General features: G+C 74.8%; 15 protein-coding genes, 1 rRNA gene and 1 pseudogene. 14 read left to right on the top strand and 3 right to left on the bottom strand.

Annotated elements, in window-relative coordinates:
- Positions 1-9 precede the first annotated feature (9 nt).
- The 4 genes from rrf to ABD944_RS41405 all read left to right on the top strand — a co-directional run bounded on the left by rrf (position 10) and on the right by ABD944_RS41405 (position 3,885).
- Positions 10-126 (top strand): 5S ribosomal RNA (rrf, locus tag ABD944_RS41420).
- A gap of 532 nt (positions 127-658) precedes the next feature.
- A complete protein-coding gene (locus ABD944_RS41415; RefSeq protein WP_345187558.1) occupies positions 659-1,723 on the top strand; it encodes a hypothetical protein in 1,065 nt (354 codons plus the stop codon).
- Positions 1,675-2,613 (top strand): hypothetical protein, encoded by a 939-nt coding sequence (locus ABD944_RS41410; protein ID WP_345187556.1) that lies wholly within the window; start codon positions 1,675-1,677, stop codon positions 2,611-2,613. Before ABD944_RS41415 ends, ABD944_RS41410 begins: the two co-directional genes overlap by 49 nt.
- Before the next feature lie 105 nt (positions 2,614-2,718).
- Positions 2,719-3,885, top strand: a complete 1,167-nt coding sequence (locus ABD944_RS41405) for an alkaline phosphatase PhoX (protein ID WP_345187553.1) — start codon at positions 2,719-2,721, stop codon at positions 3,883-3,885.
- A gap of 6 nt (positions 3,886-3,891) precedes the next feature.
- On the opposite strand, the gene ABD944_RS41400 is transcribed toward ABD944_RS41405, so the two are convergent.
- On the bottom strand, positions 3,892-4,830 hold the full coding sequence (locus ABD944_RS41400; protein WP_345187550.1) for an MBL fold metallo-hydrolase: 939 nt from the start codon (positions 4,828-4,830) through the stop codon (positions 3,892-3,894).
- A 7-nt stretch (positions 4,831-4,837) separates the two neighbouring features.
- Positions 4,838-6,187, bottom strand: a complete 1,350-nt coding sequence (locus ABD944_RS41395; protein WP_345187548.1) for a DUF1015 family protein — start codon at positions 6,185-6,187, stop codon at positions 4,838-4,840.
- Positions 6,188-6,259: 72 nt separating this feature from the next.
- On the opposite strand from ABD944_RS41395, the gene ABD944_RS41390 reads away from it, so the two are divergent.
- The gene (locus ABD944_RS41390) at positions 6,260-6,703 is read left to right on the top strand and encodes a tetratricopeptide repeat protein (protein WP_345187546.1); all 444 of its coding nucleotides are present in this window, start codon (positions 6,260-6,262) and stop codon (positions 6,701-6,703) included.
- 56 nt (positions 6,704-6,759) lie between these two features.
- On the top strand, positions 6,760-7,761 hold the full coding sequence (locus ABD944_RS41385) for an HAD-IIA family hydrolase (RefSeq protein ID WP_345187561.1): 1,002 nt from the start codon (positions 6,760-6,762) through the stop codon (positions 7,759-7,761).
- Positions 7,762-7,804: 43 nt separating this feature from the next.
- Here the strand turns inward: ABD944_RS41385 and ABD944_RS41380 are convergent, their stop codons facing one another.
- Positions 7,805-8,146 carry an SCP2 sterol-binding domain-containing protein gene (locus ABD944_RS41380; protein WP_345187543.1) on the bottom strand — a complete coding sequence of 114 codons (342 nt, stop codon included), beginning with the start codon at positions 8,144-8,146 and terminating at the stop codon, positions 7,805-7,807.
- Between the two features lie 114 nt (positions 8,147-8,260).
- On the opposite strand from ABD944_RS41380, the gene ABD944_RS41375 reads away from it, so the two are divergent.
- From ABD944_RS41375 to murJ, 8 genes and pseudogenes are all read left to right on the top strand, one after another.
- Positions 8,261-8,509: a hypothetical protein gene (locus ABD944_RS41375; protein ID WP_345187541.1), complete on the top strand. Its 249-nt coding sequence runs from the start codon at positions 8,261-8,263 to the stop codon at positions 8,507-8,509.
- On the top strand, positions 8,502-9,305 hold the full coding sequence (locus tag ABD944_RS41370; protein WP_345187538.1) for a TlyA family RNA methyltransferase: 804 nt from the start codon (positions 8,502-8,504) through the stop codon (positions 9,303-9,305). Before ABD944_RS41375 ends, ABD944_RS41370 begins: the two co-directional genes overlap by 8 nt.
- A gap of 124 nt (positions 9,306-9,429) precedes the next feature.
- A pseudogene (locus ABD944_RS41365) lies at positions 9,430-10,320 on the top strand (NAD kinase); the annotation flags it as partial.
- A gap of 208 nt (positions 10,321-10,528) precedes the next feature.
- The gene (gene recN, locus ABD944_RS41360) at positions 10,529-12,235 is read left to right on the top strand and encodes a DNA repair protein RecN (RefSeq protein WP_345187535.1); all 1,707 of its coding nucleotides are present in this window, start codon (positions 10,529-10,531) and stop codon (positions 12,233-12,235) included.
- Positions 12,236-12,386: 151 nt separating this feature from the next.
- Positions 12,387-13,625, top strand: a complete 1,239-nt coding sequence (gene steA / locus ABD944_RS41355; RefSeq protein ID WP_345187533.1) for a putative cytokinetic ring protein SteA — start codon at positions 12,387-12,389, stop codon at positions 13,623-13,625.
- On the top strand, positions 13,622-14,575 hold the full coding sequence (locus tag ABD944_RS41350) for a copper transporter (RefSeq protein ID WP_345187530.1): 954 nt from the start codon (positions 13,622-13,624) through the stop codon (positions 14,573-14,575). Before steA ends, ABD944_RS41350 begins: the two co-directional genes overlap by 4 nt.
- A gap of 4 nt (positions 14,576-14,579) precedes the next feature.
- Complete coding sequence (locus ABD944_RS41345) at positions 14,580-15,587, top strand: hypothetical protein (RefSeq protein ID WP_345187527.1); 1,008 nt, start codon at positions 14,580-14,582, stop codon at positions 15,585-15,587.
- A 93-nt stretch (positions 15,588-15,680) separates the two neighbouring features.
- Positions 15,681-17,090: murein biosynthesis integral membrane protein MurJ (gene murJ, locus ABD944_RS41340; RefSeq protein ID WP_345187525.1), on the top strand; the 1,410-nt coding region annotated here is incomplete at its 3' end.

Genomic DNA, 17,090 nt, shown 5'->3' with positions numbered 1-17,090 from the left:
GTTGAGACGTTCGGTGGTTTTGGCGAGGGGGAAACACCCGGTCCCATCCCGAACCCGGAAGTTAAGCCCTTCAGCGCCGATGGTACTGCATGGGAGACCGTGTGGGAGAGTAGGACGCCGCCGGACATGAATTGGTCGAGGGTCGCCCTGGAATTTCCGGGGCGGCCCTCGACGCATGTCGCGGGTCGGCCGAAGTAGGCTGAAGACTCCACCGAACCACCAAGAACAGTGACGGACGTGATGAGCGCGGAAGAGGACGGCCGAAGCGACGACAGCCGCGACCGGCGAGGCGGCAACGGGCGGCGTGACACGCCGGCCCGTCGTGGGGGCGATGCCCGCGGCGGCCAGGGAGGGCCCGGGGCTCGCAAGAGCGCCGGCCCCCGCAGCGGGGGGTTCCGCGCCGGCGGCTCCCAGGGCGGACGTGGTCGCCCTGGTGACAGGCAAGAACGGGACGCGCGCGGTAAGCGCGACGACCGCAAGCCGGGCCGTCCGTTCAAGCGCTCCGACGACAGCCGCGATGAGCGGCGTCCCGAGTCCCGCGAGGGCCGCCCAGAGGGCCGTTTCAGCGGCCAGGGCGGTCAGGGCGGCGAGCGCAAGGACAGCCGCTTCTCCGGCCCGCGCGGCGAGCGCAAGGACGACCGGTTCTCTGGTCAGCGCGGTGAGCGCAAGGAGGGCCGTTTCGGCGGTCAGGGTGGCGAGCGTCGAGACAATCGCTTCTCTGGCCCGCGCGGTGAGCGTCGGGACAACCGTTTCTCTGGTCCTCGTGGTGAGCGCCGGGAAGGCGGTTTCTCCGGTCAGGGCGAGCGCCGAGAGGGCCGTTTCGGCGGTCAGGGCGGCGAGCGTCGAGACAACCGCTCCTCCGGTCCTCGCGGCGAACGCAGGGACGACCGTTTCTACGGTCAGGGTGGCGAGCGTAAGGACAGCCGCTTCTCCGGTCCGCGCGGTGAGCGTCGAGACGATCGTTTCTCTGGTCCTCGTGGTGAGCGCCGGGAAGGCGGTTTCTCGGGGCAGGGTGAGCGCCGGGAAGGCCGTTTCTCTGGCCAGGGTGGCGAGCGTCGAGACAATCGCTCCTCCGGTCCGCGGGGTGAGCGTCGGGACAACCGTTTCTCTGGTCCTCGTGGTGAGCGCCGGGAAGGCGGTTTCTCCGGTCAGGGCGAGCGCCGAGAGGGCCGTTTCGGCGGTCAGGGCGGCGAGCGTCGAGACAACCGCTCCTCCGGTCCTCGCGGCGAACGCAGGGACGACCGCTTTTCTGGTGAGGGCGGCGAGCGTCGCGAAGGCCGTTCCTTTGACAACCGTGCGCCTCGCGCGGGTCAGGGCGGTGGCGGGCCGCGCCGGGAAGGGCGTCCCGGAGGATTCCAGGGGCGCGGCGGCCAGGGTGAGCGTCGCTCCCAGGGGCGTCCGCAGGATCGCCCGTTCAGGGGGCCCCGCGATGAGCGTGAGGAGCGTCGTCCGGGCGGGCGGCGTTTCGAAGGCAAGCGTGAAGGACGTCCAGGAGAGCGTGACAGGCCGTTCAAGGGTCGCGGTGGACCGAGGCGTCCGCAGGACGGAGAACGCTCCTACGGGCCGCCTCGCGACCGCGGAGCCCGGTCGGCGCGGTACGAGGAGCGTGAGCGTCCCGCGCCGAAGCATGACGATCCGCTGCTGCCCGAGGACGTCACCGGCGACGAGCTGGACGTGGAGGCGCGCGAGGAGCTGCGCACGCTGCCGAAGGACCTCGCGGTGAAGGTCGCGCGGCACCTGGTGATGGCGGGCCGCCTCGCCGAGGACGAGCCCGAGCAGGCCTACCGGCACGCGAAGGCGGCGCGGCGGCTCGCGTCCCGCGTCGGCATCGTTCGGGAGGCCGCCGGGATCGCGGCCTACCACGCGGAGGAGTGGGCGGAGGCGCTCGCCGAGCTGCGGGCCGCGCGGCGGCTGGGCGCCGGTGACTCCTCCTACCTGGCCGTCATGGCCGACTGCGAGCGCGGTCTCGGGCGGCCCGAACGCGCCCTCGACGTGATCAAGTCGCCGGAGGCGGAGAAGCTCGACCCGGCGGAGCGCGTGGAGCTGCGCATCGTGGAGTCGGGCGTGCGGCGCGACATGGGCCAGCACGACGCGGCCGTCGTGACCCTGCAGATTCCGGAGCTGCGCGACCGGCGGCTGCGGCCGTGGTCGGTGCGGCTGTTCTACGCCTACGCCGACGCACTGGTCGAGGCGGGGCGCGAGGAGGAGGCGTCCGACTGGTTCGCGCGGGCCGCCGCGGCCGACCGCGACGGCGACACCGACGCGGCCGAACGGTACGCCGAGCTCGAAGGCCTCGAGATCCTCGACACCGAAGAGGAAGAGGACGCCGACGGCGTCCTGACGGAGGCACCCGCCGAGGCGCCGGTGGAGGAAGCCGCCGAGGCGCCGGTGGAGGAAGCCGCCGAGGCGCCGGTGGAGGAAGCCGCCGAGGCGGAGGAGCCGGAGCCCGCCGAGGCGGAGGAGCCGGAGCCCGTCGAGGCGTCGGCGACCGACATCGCGTTCCGGGCCGCCGAGCCCGAGGCGCCGGACGCGCCGGACGAGGGCGCGCCCGAGGCGCCGGCGGTCTTCCTGGAGCCGAAGCAGGTCGACGAGGAGCGGCCGCAGGCGGACTGACCTCCGCTACTTGACTGGCGGGTAGGTTTCCCGGATATTCACGGGACCGCGCCGTTCGGGGGGTCGCCGGACACGTCCGGCGGAGACCGACTCTTTGGAGTTGCCATGCCCCTGGACCGACGCACGTTCCTGCGCGCCGCCGCCGTGGCGGGCGGGACGACCGCCTTCTCCGGCGCCCTGTGGCAGCGGGCCTTCGCATCGGGGCCCGCGCAGCCCGGACCGAGCCCGTACGGGCCGCTGCTGTCCGCGGACGGCAACGGGGTGCTGTTGCCGCAGGGCTTCACCAGCCGGGTCGTGGCGCGCTCGCTCCAGCGCGTCGAAGGGACGAGGTACACGTGGCATCCGGCCCCCGACGGGGGCGCGTGCTTCCGCGACGGGGACGGCTGGATCTACGTCAGCAACTCGGAGGTGCCCGCCGTCGGCGGGGTGTCGGCGATGCGGTTCGACGCCTCCGGGAAGGTCACGTCGGCGTACCGGATCCTGAACGGGACCTCGCTGAACTGCTCCGGAGGGGCGACGCCGTGGGGGACGTGGCTGTCGTGCGAGGAGCACGACCTCGGCCTCGTCCACGAGACGGACCCGCGCGGGCAGAAGGGGGCGGTGTCCCGCCCGGCGCTGGGCCGCTTCAAGCACGAGGCGGCGGCGTCCGACCCCGAGCGCAAGGTCGTCTACCTCACCGAGGACCAGTCGGACGGCTGCTTCTACCGGTTCCGGCCGCAGACCTGGGGCGACCTGTCGTCCGGCACGCTCGAAGTGCTCGTGGGCTCCGGGACGGGCCCCGTCCAGTGGGCGAAGGTGCCGAACCCGCAGGTGTGGCTCACACCGACCCGGGACCAGGTGGACGGCGCCATGCGCTTCCACGGCGGTGAGGGCTGCTACTACACGCGCGGCGTCTGCTACTTCACCACCAAGGGCGACAACCGCGTCTGGGCGTACGACGCGGCCGCCGCGCGGCTGGACATCGCCTACGACGACGACCTCGTCACCGGCGGCGAGGCGCCCCTGCACGGGGTCGACGCGGTGACCGCCACGGCGTCCGGCGACCTCTACGTCGCCGAGGACGGCGACAACATGGAGATCAACCTCATCACCGCCGAAGGGATCGTGACGCCGTTCCTGCGCGTGCTCGGCCACGACGAGTCGGAGATCACCGGGACGGCGTTCAGCCCCGACGGGTCGCGCCTGTACTTCTCGTCCCAGCGCGGCAAGAGCGGGTTCGTCGCGGGCACGGACGGCTACACCTTCGAGGTGACCGGCCCGTTCCGCCGCTGACGGGCCCTAGGCGTGCCGGCCGAGGGCGTGCATGATGCCGGCGACGTTGCTCTCAGCGCTGTTGAGGATCTCGTACTTGGCGGCCAGCTCCGGATCGACGTCGTCGCTCATGGACGCGTACCGGTCCCTGGTGCGGTCGACGACCATCGCGACGGCGTGGTCGAGGTCCAGGCCCTGGTCGCGGGCGTCCTTGACGGCGTCCACCCAGATCCGCAGCTCCTCCGCCGAGCGCTCCAGCGTCTCCTCGACCTCCCGCACGGGCCCGTAGTGCGCGAACAGCAGCCGCTCAGGGCCCAGCGACCGGAACCGGCCGATCGACTCCAGCGCCGCGTCGAGGTCGAAGTCCGGGGGCGGCGTGGCGGGCCGCACGTCCGCCGTCTCCGGGATGTAGATCCCGGCGGCGTCGCCCACGTAGAGGTCGCCCGTCCGCGAGTCGACCAGCCCCACGTGGTGCTTGGCGTGGCCGGGGGAGTAGTGCGACTCCAGCCGCCGCCCGCCGCCGAGGTCGACCGCGCCGGTGTCCTCGACGGCGCGGATCCGCGCCGCGTCCGTGGGCTTCAGCTCGCCGAACAGGGTGTCGAGACCGTCCCCGTAGACCATGCGGGCGCTGCGCATGAGGCGGGACGGATCCGCCAGGTGCCGGGCGCCCTTCTCGTGGACGACGACCTCCGCGCGCGGGTACATGCCGGCGATGTCGCCGACGCCGCCCGCGTGGTCGAGGTGGATGTGCGTCACGACCACGCTCGCCAGGTCGTCCGGACCCACGCCCAGCTCGCTCAGCGCGGCCTGGACGACGGGAGCCGAGCCGGACGTGCCCGGCTCCACCAGGCAGGGCCGGTCGGACAGGATCAGGTACCCGGCGGTGATGCCGGTGTAGCCGGCCATCCGCGTGTCGATCTCGTAGACGTCCCCGCCGAGCGGCGTGATCGTGGTCGTGGTGTCCATCCCCCGATCATGGCTCCTGCGGGCCGTCCCGGTCGAGAAGGCGCAGGACGAGGCCGGTGCGGGGCTTGGGACCGAACGAGGTGGACTTGCGCGGCACGCGCTCGCCGCCGCCCGCGACCGCGAGCACGTCCTCGACCCTGAGGGGGTTCAGGATCACGGCCGTCCCGCCGCTGCGCCGGGCGCGGGCGATGGCCGCGGACGGGTCGTCGTGCACCACCTCGATGGCGTTCTCGTTCTCCGGGACGCCCCACACCCCGCCGATCAGCAGATGGTCGAGGACGGCGGTGTCGAGCGCGCGCCAGCGGGGGGAGTGCTCGGACGGCATGGCCTCGCGCAGGGCGTCCGGATCGGGACCGGTGAGCAGGTGCAGGGAGTCGCCGCCGCCGAGGAGGAAGGCGGGGCCCTCGGCGCGGGCGAGCGCGTCCAGAGCCGCGTCCTCGGCCGCGAAGCCGGTCACGGTGAAGACCTGGCCGGCCTTGTCCAGCGCTGCGTCCGGGCGGAGCCCGGGGAGCACGCGGTGGATGGCGCCCAGGTGCGGCGGGTAGCGCGTCGAGTCGACCAGCAGCGCCAGCCCGGAGTCCCAGGGGCCGGGGCCGTCGCCCGCCGCGTGGCGGCGCGCCTGGAGCGCGCGGTAGGTGGCGTAGCGGTGGTGGCCGTCCGCGATGAGCGCCTGCTTGCCGCGCAGGTCGGCGGCCACCCGCGCGTGCAGGTCCGGGTCGGTGACGCGCCACAGGCGGTGGGTGAGCCCGTCGTCGGCGTCGAACTCCATCAGCGGGGCACCGGCCGCGGCTCCGTCGACGACGTCGGCCGCGTCCCCGCCGCCCTCGTACACCAGGAAGATCGGCTCCAGGTTGGCGTTCGCCGCCGCCATCAGGGCGAGCCGGTCGCGGACCGGGCCGGGGAAGACGTTCTCGTGCGGCAGCACGACGCCGTCGGACTCCGCGCGGAGCCCGAGGCCGCCGATCAGCCCGCGCTGCAGGACGGTCCCGCCGCGGGCCGCCTCGTAGACGTACAGGGCCGGTTCGGGGTCGACGGCGAGCGCGCCGCGGTCCAGCCAGCGGCGCAGCCGCCGCCCGGCGGCGTCGTAGGTCTCCCCGGCGGCGCGGGGGAGGTTGAGCCTGATGATGTTGTGGCCGCCCTCCGCGAGCAGCCGCAGCGCCGCCGCCTCGTCGATCAGGTCGTAGGGCGGCATGGTCACCGACGCCGGGTCGCCGGCCACCTCGGGGACGAAGCGGACGCCGCGGAACGGGGCCAGCTCCAGGCCCGCGCCCGTGCGCGGCGCGGCCGTCCCGAAGACGCGTGCGCTGAACTCCTCCGGGTCGAGGGCGGAGGAGAGGTCGTCGTCCACGCTGGGCATGCTATTCAGCGGAGGGCGTCCGGCGCCGCGGCGGGTACGGTCGTACTGATCGATGTCCGAGGGGAGGTCCACATGAGTACTCAAGGACCCGGACGGCCGGAGGATTCCCCAGGCGCCGACCCGGGCGAGCATGCGGACTCGCCGCAGGGCGGGGTCTACGAGTGGTACACGCGGGGCCTGGAGCTGCTGCGGGCGGGCAGCGCCGCGGCGGCGCTGCAGCTGCTGGCCAGGGCGGCCGAGGCCGAGCCGCAGTCGCACAGCATCCGCGAGGCGCTCGCCCGCGCCCAGTTCGGGGCGCGGCAGTTCGGCGCGGCCGCCGAGAGCTTCCGCGGGATCGTGGAGGCGGAGCCCGCCGAGGACTACGCGCGGTTCGGGCTCGGGCTGTCGCTCAGCCGGATGGGCGACTTCGAGGCCGCCGTCGAGCATCTCGCGCTCGCCGCGGCCATGCGCCCGGAGAACGCGGACTACGCGCGGGCGTTGCGGCACGCCAGGGCCACTCTCGCGGCCCGGCGCTGACCCGCCCCTTACCCGTTGGTAACAACCCCCGTACGATCGCAGGCATGAGGAGCGCGATGAAAGGCAGCGACCGTCCCCTGAGCGAGGCGTACGACGTCGCCCTGCTCGACCTGGACGGGGTCGTCTACGTCGGCCGCCGGCCCGTCCCCGCCGCGGCGGAGTCGCTCGCCAAGGCGCGCGCGGCGGGGCAGCGGCTGGCGTTCGTGACCAACAACGCGTCGCGGACGCCGTCGGCGGTGGCGGCGCTGCTCACCGAGGTCGGCGTCCCCGCCGAGGCGTCGGACGTGGTGACCTCCGCGCAGGCCGCCGCCCGGCTGCTCGCCGAACGCCTGCCCGCCGGGTCGGAGGTGCTCGTGGTGGGCGGCATGGGGCTGCGCCACGCCCTCTACCAGCGGGGTCTGCGGCCGGTGTCGACGGCGGCCGGGCGTCCCCCCGCCGTCGTGCAGGGCTACCACCCCGACCTCGGGTACGGGCTGCTGTCCGAAGGCGCCCAGGCGGTCGCCCTGGGCGCGCTGTTCGTCGGTTCCAACGGCGACCTGACCATCCCCGGGGGCGAGGGCCCTCCCCACCCCGGCAACGGGGCCCTCCTCCGCGTGATCAGCGGTGCCACCGGCGTGGAGCCGATCGTCACCGGCAAGCCCGAGCGCCCGCTGCACCAGGAGTCGATCCTGCGCACCGGCGCCGAGCGCCCGCTGGTGGTCGGCGACCGCCTCGACACCGACATCGAAGGCGCCTACAACGGCGGCGCCGACAGCCTCCTGGTCTTCACCGGCGTCACCGGCCACCTCCAGGCGCTCACCGCCCCGCCCCACCGGCGCCCCACCTACCTCGCACCCGACCTGTCCGGTCTCCTCGTCCCGCACCCGGAGACCGTCAGGGAGGACGGCGCGCACCGGTGCGGGGGCTGGACCGCGCGCCGCGACGGAGACGCGTTCGCCCTCAGCGGATCCGGCGACCCCTACGACGGCCTCCGCGCCCTCGCGTCCGCCGCCTGGGAGACCGAGGAGCCGCCGCCTTCGGAGGCCCTCACCGCGGCCCTGGAGACGCTCTCGCTCTGAGGACCGGGCCCGGACCGGGGGCGGAGGGCGGGCCGGACGCCGCTCAGAGGAGCTTGCGCAGCCGCAGGAGGTCGAAGATGCTCGCCTCGATCTTCAGGCGGCCGGCGCTCCACGCCTTGGCCGGGTTCAGCTCGTCGAAGGCCATCGCGACGAGGTCGTCGCTGTCCACGGTCAGGCGCACCTGCGCGGCCCCGGGGTCCTCGTCCAGCTCGAACGGGTCGAGGCCGCCCCCGTGCAGCCGGCTGCGGAAGGCCACGCCGAGGTCCGCGACCCGGCAGCTGATCGTGCGCTCGACGACGTGCTCGGCGAGCCGGTCGGCGTCCACCTCGGCCAGGCGCGCGGCGACGCGCTCCAGCGCCGCACGGCACTCCTCCTCGTTCGCCATGGTCAGGCCGTTCCCCGTTCGTCCGGCATCGATGTCGTTCAGGGACGGTAGCGTTCATGGTGAGCCGGAGGCGACTCGTCGCGTGCGCTCCGGGAGCACTGGGAGGTAAACGTGATGTCCGACGAGGCCGCGGAGGAGCCGGAGTTCCCGGCCGCGCCGCCGCCCGACCCGACCGGCGACCCGCGCGTGGACGCCGCCGTCGCCCTCCTCGGCGAGCTCGGCGGGCGGCCCGTCGCCGCGCACGTGGAGGTCTTCGAGGACGTCCACCAGCGGCTCCAGGAGCTCCTCGCCGCCGCCGGGCAGGACGAGCGGCCCGCACCGCCCCGGCCCGCCTTCCCCGACGCCCTGCGCCCCCGTGAGTAGCCGGCGACGCCTGGACGCCGAACTGGTGCGCCGCGGGCTGGCCCGGTCGCGGGAGCAGGCCGGGCAGCTGATCGGCGACGGCCGGGTCCGCGTCGGCGGGCAGACCGCGGCGAAGGCGGCCACCCAGGTCGAGGCCGCGGCCGCGATCGTCGTGGCCGAGGACGGCGGCGGCCCGGAGTACGTCTCGCGCGGCGGGCACAAGCTCGCCGGAGCGCTGGAGGCCTTCGCGGGCCTGGACGCCCGGGGCCGGGTCTGCCTGGACGCGGGCGCCTCCACCGGCGGGTTCACCGACGTCCTGCTGCGCGCCGGCGCGCAGCACGTGTACGCGGTCGACGTCGGGTACGGGCAGATCGCCTGGTCGCTGCGGACCGACGACCGGGTCACCGTCCTGGAGCGGGTCAACATCCGCGACCTGGAGCCGGGGATGCTCGACGGCGCGCCGCCGAGCCTCGTCGTCGGCGACCTGTCGTTCATCTCGCTCAAGCTCGTCCTCGGGCCGGTCCGGCGGTGCGCGACCCCCGAGGCCGACTACGCGGTCATGGTGAAGCCGCAGTTCGAAGTGGGCAAGGACCGGGTCGGCGCGGGCGGGGTAGTCCGCGACCCGCTGCTGCGCGCCGACGCGGTGCGCGGCGTGGCGGAGCACGCGGCGACGCTCGGCCTCGGCGTCCTCGGGGTGGCCGCGAGCCCGCTGCCGGGGCCGTCCGGCAACGTGGAGTACTTCCTGTGGCTGCGCGCGGATGCCCCGCCGCTGGAGGAGGAGGCCCTGGCGAAGGCGATCGCGGAGGGTCCGCAGTGAGCGTCGCACCGCGCGTACAGGGCGCACCGCGCGTACAGAGGGCGTCGAAACCGGGAACGTCCCGCGCGGGGGCGTTCGTCCAGCCGTCCGCACGCCGGGGCGCGTCGGGGAGTGGGGCGAGAGCATGAGCACAAGGTCGGTGCTGGTCGTGGCGCACACCGGGCGGCCCGAGGCGGTCCGCAGCGCGCAGCTGGTCATCGAGCGGCTCAGCGAGGCCGGGATCTGCGTGCGGGTCCTGGACGGCGAGGCCGACGACATCGGCTGCGCGGGCGTGGAGGTGATGCCGAGCACCGCCGCGGCCGCCGACGACGCCGAGGTCGTCATGGTCCTCGGCGGCGACGGGACGCTGCTGCGCGCCGCCGACCTCACCCGCAGCTCCGGCACGCCGCTGCTCGGGGTCAACCTCGGCCACGTCGGGTTCCTCGCCGAGGCCGAGCGCGAGGACCTCGCCGCCACAGTCGACCGGGTCGTGACCCGCCGCTACGACGTCGAGGAGCGCATGACCGTCGACGTCACCGCCCGCCGCAACGGCACCGTCCTCGGCACGACGTGGGCGCTCAACGAGGCCAGCATCGAGAAGGCCGAGCGGGAGCGGATGCTGGAGGTCGTCGCCGAGATCGACGGCCGGCCGCTGTCCAACTGGGGCTGCGACGGTGTGGTGTGCGCCACCCCGACCGGCTCCACCGCGTACGCGTTCTCCGCCGGGGGCCCGGTCGTGTGGCCGGAGGTGGAGGCGATGCTCGTCGTTCCGCTCAGCGCGCACTCGCTGTTCGCACGGCCGCTGGTGGTCTCGCCGCGCTCGTCGGTCGCGGTGGAGGTACTGCCCGACACGCCCCGCGCGGTGCTGTGGTGCGACGGGCGCCGCACGCTCGACCTCCCGCCCGGCGCGCGGGTGGAGGTCCGCCGCGGCGCCGAGCCGGTGCGGCTCGCGCGGCTGCACCTCACCCCGTTCACCGACCGGCTGGTCACCAAGTTCGGGCTGCCCGTGACGGGCTGGCGCGGGCGGGTCCGCCAGCCGTCCCGGCCGTCCCCGCCGCTCGGGGACTCCCAGGTCGGGGACGCCCCGGCGGCCGGCGGCATCGCCGGCTACCCGGGCCCCGGCTTCCCGCCGCAGAGCGCGCCCCCGGGGGCGGACGGGGAGGCGGCGGGCGGGCAGAGGGGATAATCTCCACAGGCGCTGATCGGGGATCTGGTTGCGGAGGGTTGTGACGCTGGTGCGTCCGATGGTCGATGAGGTGCGGATCCAGGGCCTCGGTGTGATCGACGAGGCCGTGCTCGATCTGTCGCCGGGCTTCAACGTGGTGACGGGGGAGACCGGGGCGGGCAAGACCATGGTGGTCACCAGCCTCGGGCTGATGTTCGGCGGCCGAGCCGACCCGCAGCGGGTCAGGCCCGGCGCGGGACGCGCCACGGTGGAGGGCCGGATCGTCGTCGATCCCGGCGGCCGCGTGGTCGAGCGGGTCGAGGACGCCGGCGGCGAGCTGGACGACGGCGCCCTGATCGTCACGCGCTCGGTGTCGGCGGAGGGCCGCTCCCGCGCGTTCCTCGGCGGCCGGTCCGTCCCCGTCAGCGTGCTGATCACCCTGGCGGACGACCTGGTCGCCGTGCACGGCCAGTCCGACCAGCAGCGCCTGCTGCAGTCGGCGCGGCAGCGCGGCGCGCTCGACCGGTACGCGGGCGGCGCGCTGACCAAGCCGATGCGCGCCTACACCAAGGCCTACCAGCGGCACCGCCAGGTCAGCGCGCTGCTGGAGGAGCTGACCACGCGGGCGCGCGAGCGGGCCCAGGAGGCCGAGCTGCTCCGCTTCGGCCTGGAGGAGATCGAGAAGGTCGACCCCAAGGACGGCGAGGACACCGACCTCGCCGCCGAGGAGGAGCGCCTCGGGCACGCCGACGCGCTGCGCGGCGCCGCCGACACCGCCCACGAGGCCCTGCTGGGCGACCCCGCCGCCGCGTTCGAGGCCGCGAACGTGACCGGCCTGCTCGGCCAGGCCCGCAACGCGCTGGACGCCGTCCGCGACCACGACCCCGAGCTCGCGGCGCTCGCCGACCGGCTCGCCGAGGCGGGCTACCTGGTCGCCGACGTCGGCACCGACCTGGCGTCCTACGCCGAGTCCGTGGACGCCGACCCGGCGCGGCTCGCGGCCGTCCAGGAGCGCCGCGCCGAGGTGACCGCCCTGACCCGCAAGTACGGCGGGACGGAAGGCACGGTCACCGCGGTCCTGGAGTGGGCGCGCGGGTCCGCCGCCCGCCTCGCGGAGCTGGAGGGCGACGACGACCGCATCGACGAGCTGCGCGCCGAGCACGCCGAGCTCACCGAGCGGCTCGCCGCCGAGGCCGCGGAGCTGACCGCGGTCCGCACCCGCGCCGCCGAGCGGTTCTCCGAGGCCGTCACCGAGGAGCTGACCGCGCTGGCGATGCCGCACGCCCGCGTCGCCGTCTCCGTCACCCCGACCGGCGACTACGGTCCGCACGGCGTCGACGAGGTCGAGGTCCGGCTCGCCCCGCACCCGGGGTCGCCGCCGCTGCCGCTGCACAAGGGCGCCTCGGGCGGCGAGCTGTCCCGCGTGATGCTGGCGATCGAGGTCGTGTTCGCTGGCGCCGACCCCGTCCCGACCTTCGTGTTCGACGAGGTCGACGCGGGCGTCGGCGGCAAGGCCGCGGTGGAGATCGGGCGGCGCCTGGCGCGGCTGGCCCGCAACGCCCAGGTGATAGTCGTCACGCACCTGCCGCAGGTCGCCGCGTTCGCCGACCAGCACCTGCTGGTGGAGAAGTCCGACGACGGAACCGTCACCAGCAGCGGCGTCACCGCCCTTGACCGGGAGGGCCGCGTCCGGGAGCTGTCGCGGATGCTGGCCGGCCTGGAGGACTCCGAGCTCGGCCGCGCGCACGCCGAGGAGCTGCTCGCCATGGCCGCCGAGGAGCGCTAGCGGCGGCCGGGCCCGCAGATCAGTCGACACGCCGGGGCCGCGGCGGGCCGCCCCCCGCTCCGGCAAAGATTACAGAGAGTGCGCGAACGGACACGCCTGGAGTGTCGGCGTTTCCGGCGTCCGCTCCCGTGCTCTGGCAGGATGGCAGTTGATGAACGAGTCGTCACCCACCGCAGAGAGACGCGTCCGGCTGGCCCAGAGGCTGCCGCGGCGCGTTCTCACGCTGGGCCGCGGCCGCGACGACGGGCGGCCCGGGATCAGCGCCACGGTGCGGCTCGACCGCCGCACCAAGGACCTGACCAAGCGGCTGCAGCCCGGCGAGGTCGCGGTGATCGACCACGTCGACCTCGACCGCGTCAGCGCCGAGGCGCTGGTGTCGCGCGAGGTCGGAGCCGTCGTCAACGTCGCGCCCAGCATCTCGGGCCGGTACCCGAACCTCGGGCCGCAGATCCTCATCGAGGCCGGCATCCCGCTGCTCGACGACGTCGGCCCGGAGATCTTCAGCAAGCTGCAGGAGGGCGACCAGGTCCGCGTCGAGGGGCCCGCCGTCCACCGGGGCGAGGAGGTCGTCGCCAAGGGCACCGAGCAGACCGCCGAGTCCATCGAGGAGGCGCTGACCGAGGCCAAGGCCGGTCTCGCCTCCCAGCTGGAGGCGTTCGTCGCCAACACGATGGAGTACGTCAAGCGCGAGCGCGACCTGCTCATCGACGGCGTCGGCGTCCCCGAGGTGGCCACCCGGATCTCCGGCCGGCACGCCCTGATCGTCGTGCGCGGCTACCACTACCGCGAGGACATCGCGACCCTGCGCCCCTACATCCGCGAGTACCGCCCCGTGCTGATCGGGGTGGACGGCGGCGCCGACGCGCTGCTGGAGGCCGGCTACCGCCCCGACATGATCGTCGGGGACATGGACTCGGTCTCCGACGACGCGCTCACCTGCGGCGCCGAGCTCGTCGTGCACGCCTACCGGGACGGCCGCGCGCCGGGCCTGAAGCGCGTGCACGAGCTCGGCAAGGACGCCGTGGTGTTCCCCGCCGCCGCCACCAGCGAGGACATCGCGATGCTCCTCGCCGACGACAAGGGGGCCACCCTGATCGTCGCGGTGGGAACGCACGCGAACATGGAGGAGTTCTTCGACAAGGGGCGCGCCGGCATGGCCAGCACGTTCCTCACCCGGCTCCGCGTCGGCAGCAAGCTCGTCGACGCCAAGGGCGTCAGCAGGCTCTACCGCAGCCGGATCTCCACCTGGTCGCTGCTGTTCCTCGTCCTCGGCGCGTTCATCGCCATCGTCACCGCCGTCGCCATGTCCCCGGCGGGGGACGTCATCAGTCCCCTGCTCGCCGACCGCTGGCACGCCTTCCTCTTCTGGCTGACCGGACTCTTCACGTGATCGATTTCCGCTACCACCTCGTCTCCATCGTCGCGATCTTCCTCGCGCTGGCGCTCGGCATCGTGCTGGGCTCCACCACGCTGTCCAACTCGGTGAGCGACACGCTGCGCCAGCAGGCCAACTCGGCCGCCAAGACGGCCCAGCAGGCCCGGCTCGCGCAGCGCGACCTGCGGCGCCAGCTGGACGGCGAGGAGCAGTTCACCCAGGCGCTCTCGCCGCAGATCGTCGCCGAGCGGCTCAAGGGCCAGTCCGTGGTGCTGATCGAGACGCCCGGCGCCGGCAACGACAGCATCGAGCAGATCAGCCGGTTGGCGAAGGACTCCGGCGCCGCCGTCACCGGGCGCGTCACGATCCAGAAGAAGCTCCTCGACGACGACCAGCAGACCACCGTCGACGAGCTCGCCACGCAGCTCAAGGCCGACGACGTGAAGTTCCCGGAGAACGCGGGCGCCTACGGCAAGGCCGGCGCGGTCCTCGCGGGCGCGCTCGTCACCAAGGACCCCGCCAGGTCCGGCCGCGAGGACGCCGCCGGAGGCGCCGTCCTCAACGGCTTCAAGCAGGCCGGATACGTCACCACCAGCGGCAAGCCCGGACAGCACGCCACCCTCGCCGTCATGGTCGCGCCCGCCGCCCCCTACGCCTACGCCGGCGGAGGCGACGACAACAAGGCACTGATCTCGCTGGCCTCCGCACTCGACGGCGCCGGGCGCGGTACCGTCGTCGGTGGCCCGCCGACCTCCGCGCAGGAGGGCGGGCTGATCGCGGCGCTGCGCGACTCCGACGCCGCCGACTCGGTCTCCACCGTCGACGTGGTGGACACCGCGGCCGGCCAGGTCGTCACGATCCTGGCGCTGCAGAACGAGATCGGCGGCAAGTCCGGGCAGTACGGCACGGGCGCCGGCGCGAACGGCTACCTGCCCTCGCCCGCGCCCACGGCGAAGAACGGGTGACCTGATGAGACGAGGCATCGCCAGGAGCACGCGGCTGGCGACCGGCGCAGGCCTCGGCGCGGTGGCGGCCCGCGCCGCCTACACCGCGCTGACGCGGCGCCCGCCCGGCCTGAACGGGCTGCCCGGCGAGCAGGTCTGGGGCCGCACCAACCACCGCGGCGAGCCGGTCACGCTGCTGGAGGGCCCCGCGTTCGTCGCGGGCGCCGCCGCGGCCGGGCTGCTCGCCCCCGAGGCCGCCGCCCGGCTCCGCGCCGCCGCGCTGCTGGCCGGCGCCGGTTCCGGCGCCCTCGGCGGCTACGACGACCTCGCCGGGTCGGCGTCCTCCCGCGGCTTCAAGGGCCACCTGACCGCGCTCGCGCGCGGCGAGGTGACCAGCGGCGCGGTGAAGATCCTCGGCATCGGCGCGACCGGGCTGGCCGCCGCCGCCGTCGCCGGCTCTCCCGCCCCGACCCGCACCGGCCGCGCGTTCGACACCCTCGTCAACGGCGCCCTCATCGCCGGCTCCGCGAACCTGATGAACCTGTTCGACCTGCGCCCCGGGCGGGCCGTGAAGGTCGGCCTCCTCGCCGGGACGCCGCTGGCGCTGACCCGCTCCGGCTCCGCCGTGGTCGCCGCGCCGCTCGGCGCCGCCGCCGCGCTGCTGCCCGAGGACCTCGGCGAGCGCGCCATGCTCGGCGACACCGGCGCCAACGCGCTCGGCGCGCTGCTCGGCCTCGCGGCGACCCGCCTCGGCCGGGGGCCGCGGCTCGCCGTCCTGGCCGGGATCGCCGGGCTGAACGCCGCCAGCGAGTTCGTCAGCTTCACCAAGGTCATCGCGGGCAACCCGGTGCTGAACCGGGTCGACATGCTCGGCCGCCGGCCGGCCGCCGTCCCCGCCCCGGCCCCCGCCGAGGCGGCGGAGCGGGAGACCGGGGAGCGGGAGAGCGGGAAGCCCGACACCGAGGACGCGTACCGCCCGGCCGTCCCGCCGCAGGCCGACCCGGCGGGCGACGGCGTCGCCGACCCCGCCTAGCCCGCCGGACGCCCCCCGCAGATCTCGACGAGCGTGCCTTCGCCTACCGTGCCCCCATCCGAAGCGCCACCGCCCGACCGGCGGCGGCCGGGCATGCGCCGGCTGACCGGCGGGCTGGCCGGCGCCGCCGTCGTCATCGCGGTCATCACCGTGCTGGCGCGGCTCGCCGGGTTCGGACGCACCTACGCCTTCTCCCAGACCGTCACCACCTCGTGCCTCAGCCAGGCGTACTTCAGCGCCACGCAGCTCCCGAGCAGCATCTACGAGATCGTCGCGGGCGGGGCGCTCGCGAGCATGGTCGTGCCGGTGCTGGCCGGGCCCGCCGAGCGCGGCGACCGCGAGGAGGTCCGGCGGACCGGGTCGGCGCTGCTCACCTGGATCGTCGTGCTGATGGTGCCCCTGTCGGCGCTGATGGCGCTGTTCGCCCACCCCCTCATGGAGCTGGCGGTGGCCGAGAACCCGCAGGGATGCTCGCGCGGTGACGTCGTGCGGGTCGGCGGGGACATGCTGGCGATCCAGTCCGTGCAGATGGTGATGTACGGGATCGCGGTCGTGCTGTACGGGCTGCTGCAGTCGCACCGCCGGTTCGTCGCGCCCGCCCTCGCGCCGCTGGTGTCGAGCCTCGTGGTGATCGGCGCTTACGTCGTCTACGCGCCGCTCGGCCGGGGCTTCGAGAACGACCTGGCCGGGCTCCCGCTCGGGGCCGAACTGACGCTGGCGATCGGCACGGCGCTCGGCGGCGTCGCGATGGCCGCCACGGCCGCGGTCGCCGCGTGGCGGCTGCGCCTGCGGCTGCGGCCCACCCTGCGCTTCCCGGACGGGGTGGCGCGGCGGGTGCGGCGGCTCGCGGCGGCCGGGATCGCGACGGTCGCGGCGCAGCAGCTGGCGACGCTGCTGATCGTCCGGCTCAGCTCGCAGGGCACCCGCGGCGCGCTCGCCAACTACCAGTACGCGTGGGCGATCTACCTGCTGCCGTGGGCCATTCTCGCGGTGCCGATCGCCACCAGCGCGTTCCCCCTGCTGTCGGCCCGGATGAGCGCCGCGGACCACGCCCGGTTCGACCAGGTCACCGCGTCCACCACCCGCGCGGTGATCCTGGTGTCGTGCCTGGGGGCCGCCGCGCTGGCCGCCGTCGCCGTCCCCGCCGCGGCGGTGTTCAACCCCGGCCACCCCGACCAGCAGGAGGTGCTGTCGCGCGCGGTGCTCGCGTTCGCGCCCGGCCTCCTCGGCTACGGGCTCGTCGCGCACCTCGGCCGCGTCCTGTACGCGTGCCACCGGGGACGGATGGGCGCGGCCGCCGTGGTCGTGGGCTGGGGCGTCGTCATGGTCGCGGAGGTCGCGCTGGTGCTGTCGGTCGACCGGCAGTGGGTCGTCGCGGCGCTCGGCGTCGGCAACGCCGTCGGCATGGCCGTCGCCGTCGCACTGGTGCTCGTGACGCTGGCGCGCGCGAGGGGCGCCGCGGCCGTGCGCGGCGTGCCGCGGGCCCTGGCCGCCGGGCTGCTC

Origin of the sequence: Actinomadura verrucosospora, assembly GCF_039540335.1 — a bacterium.
Taxonomy (GTDB): Bacteria; Actinomycetota; Actinomycetes; order Streptosporangiales; family Streptosporangiaceae; genus Spirillospora; species Spirillospora verrucosospora.
Note: the sequence above shows the minus strand (reverse complement) of the source record. Positions and strands in the feature narration are given on the sequence as shown.

Coding starts and splice junctions, on each gene's coding strand:
- ABD944_RS41375 (WP_345187541.1), top strand. CDS start 8,261: ATGTCCGACGAGGCCGCGGAGGAGCCGGAGTTCCCGGCCGCGCCGCCG.
- ABD944_RS41400 (WP_345187550.1), bottom strand. CDS start 4,830: ATGGACACCACGACCACGATCACGCCGCTCGGCGGGGACGTCTACGAG.
- recN (WP_345187535.1), top strand. CDS start 10,529: ATGGTCGATGAGGTGCGGATCCAGGGCCTCGGTGTGATCGACGAGGCC.
- steA (WP_345187533.1), top strand. CDS start 12,387: ATGAACGAGTCGTCACCCACCGCAGAGAGACGCGTCCGGCTGGCCCAG.
- ABD944_RS41385 (WP_345187561.1), top strand. CDS start 6,760: ATGAAAGGCAGCGACCGTCCCCTGAGCGAGGCGTACGACGTCGCCCTG.
- ABD944_RS41380 (WP_345187543.1), bottom strand. CDS start 8,146: ATGGCGAACGAGGAGGAGTGCCGTGCGGCGCTGGAGCGCGTCGCCGCG.
- ABD944_RS41390 (WP_345187546.1), top strand. CDS start 6,260: ATGAGTACTCAAGGACCCGGACGGCCGGAGGATTCCCCAGGCGCCGAC.
- ABD944_RS41395 (WP_345187548.1), bottom strand. CDS start 6,187: ATGCCCAGCGTGGACGACGACCTCTCCTCCGCCCTCGACCCGGAGGAG.
- ABD944_RS41345 (WP_345187527.1), top strand. CDS start 14,580: ATGAGACGAGGCATCGCCAGGAGCACGCGGCTGGCGACCGGCGCAGGC.
- ABD944_RS41405 (WP_345187553.1), top strand. CDS start 2,719: ATGCCCCTGGACCGACGCACGTTCCTGCGCGCCGCCGCCGTGGCGGGC.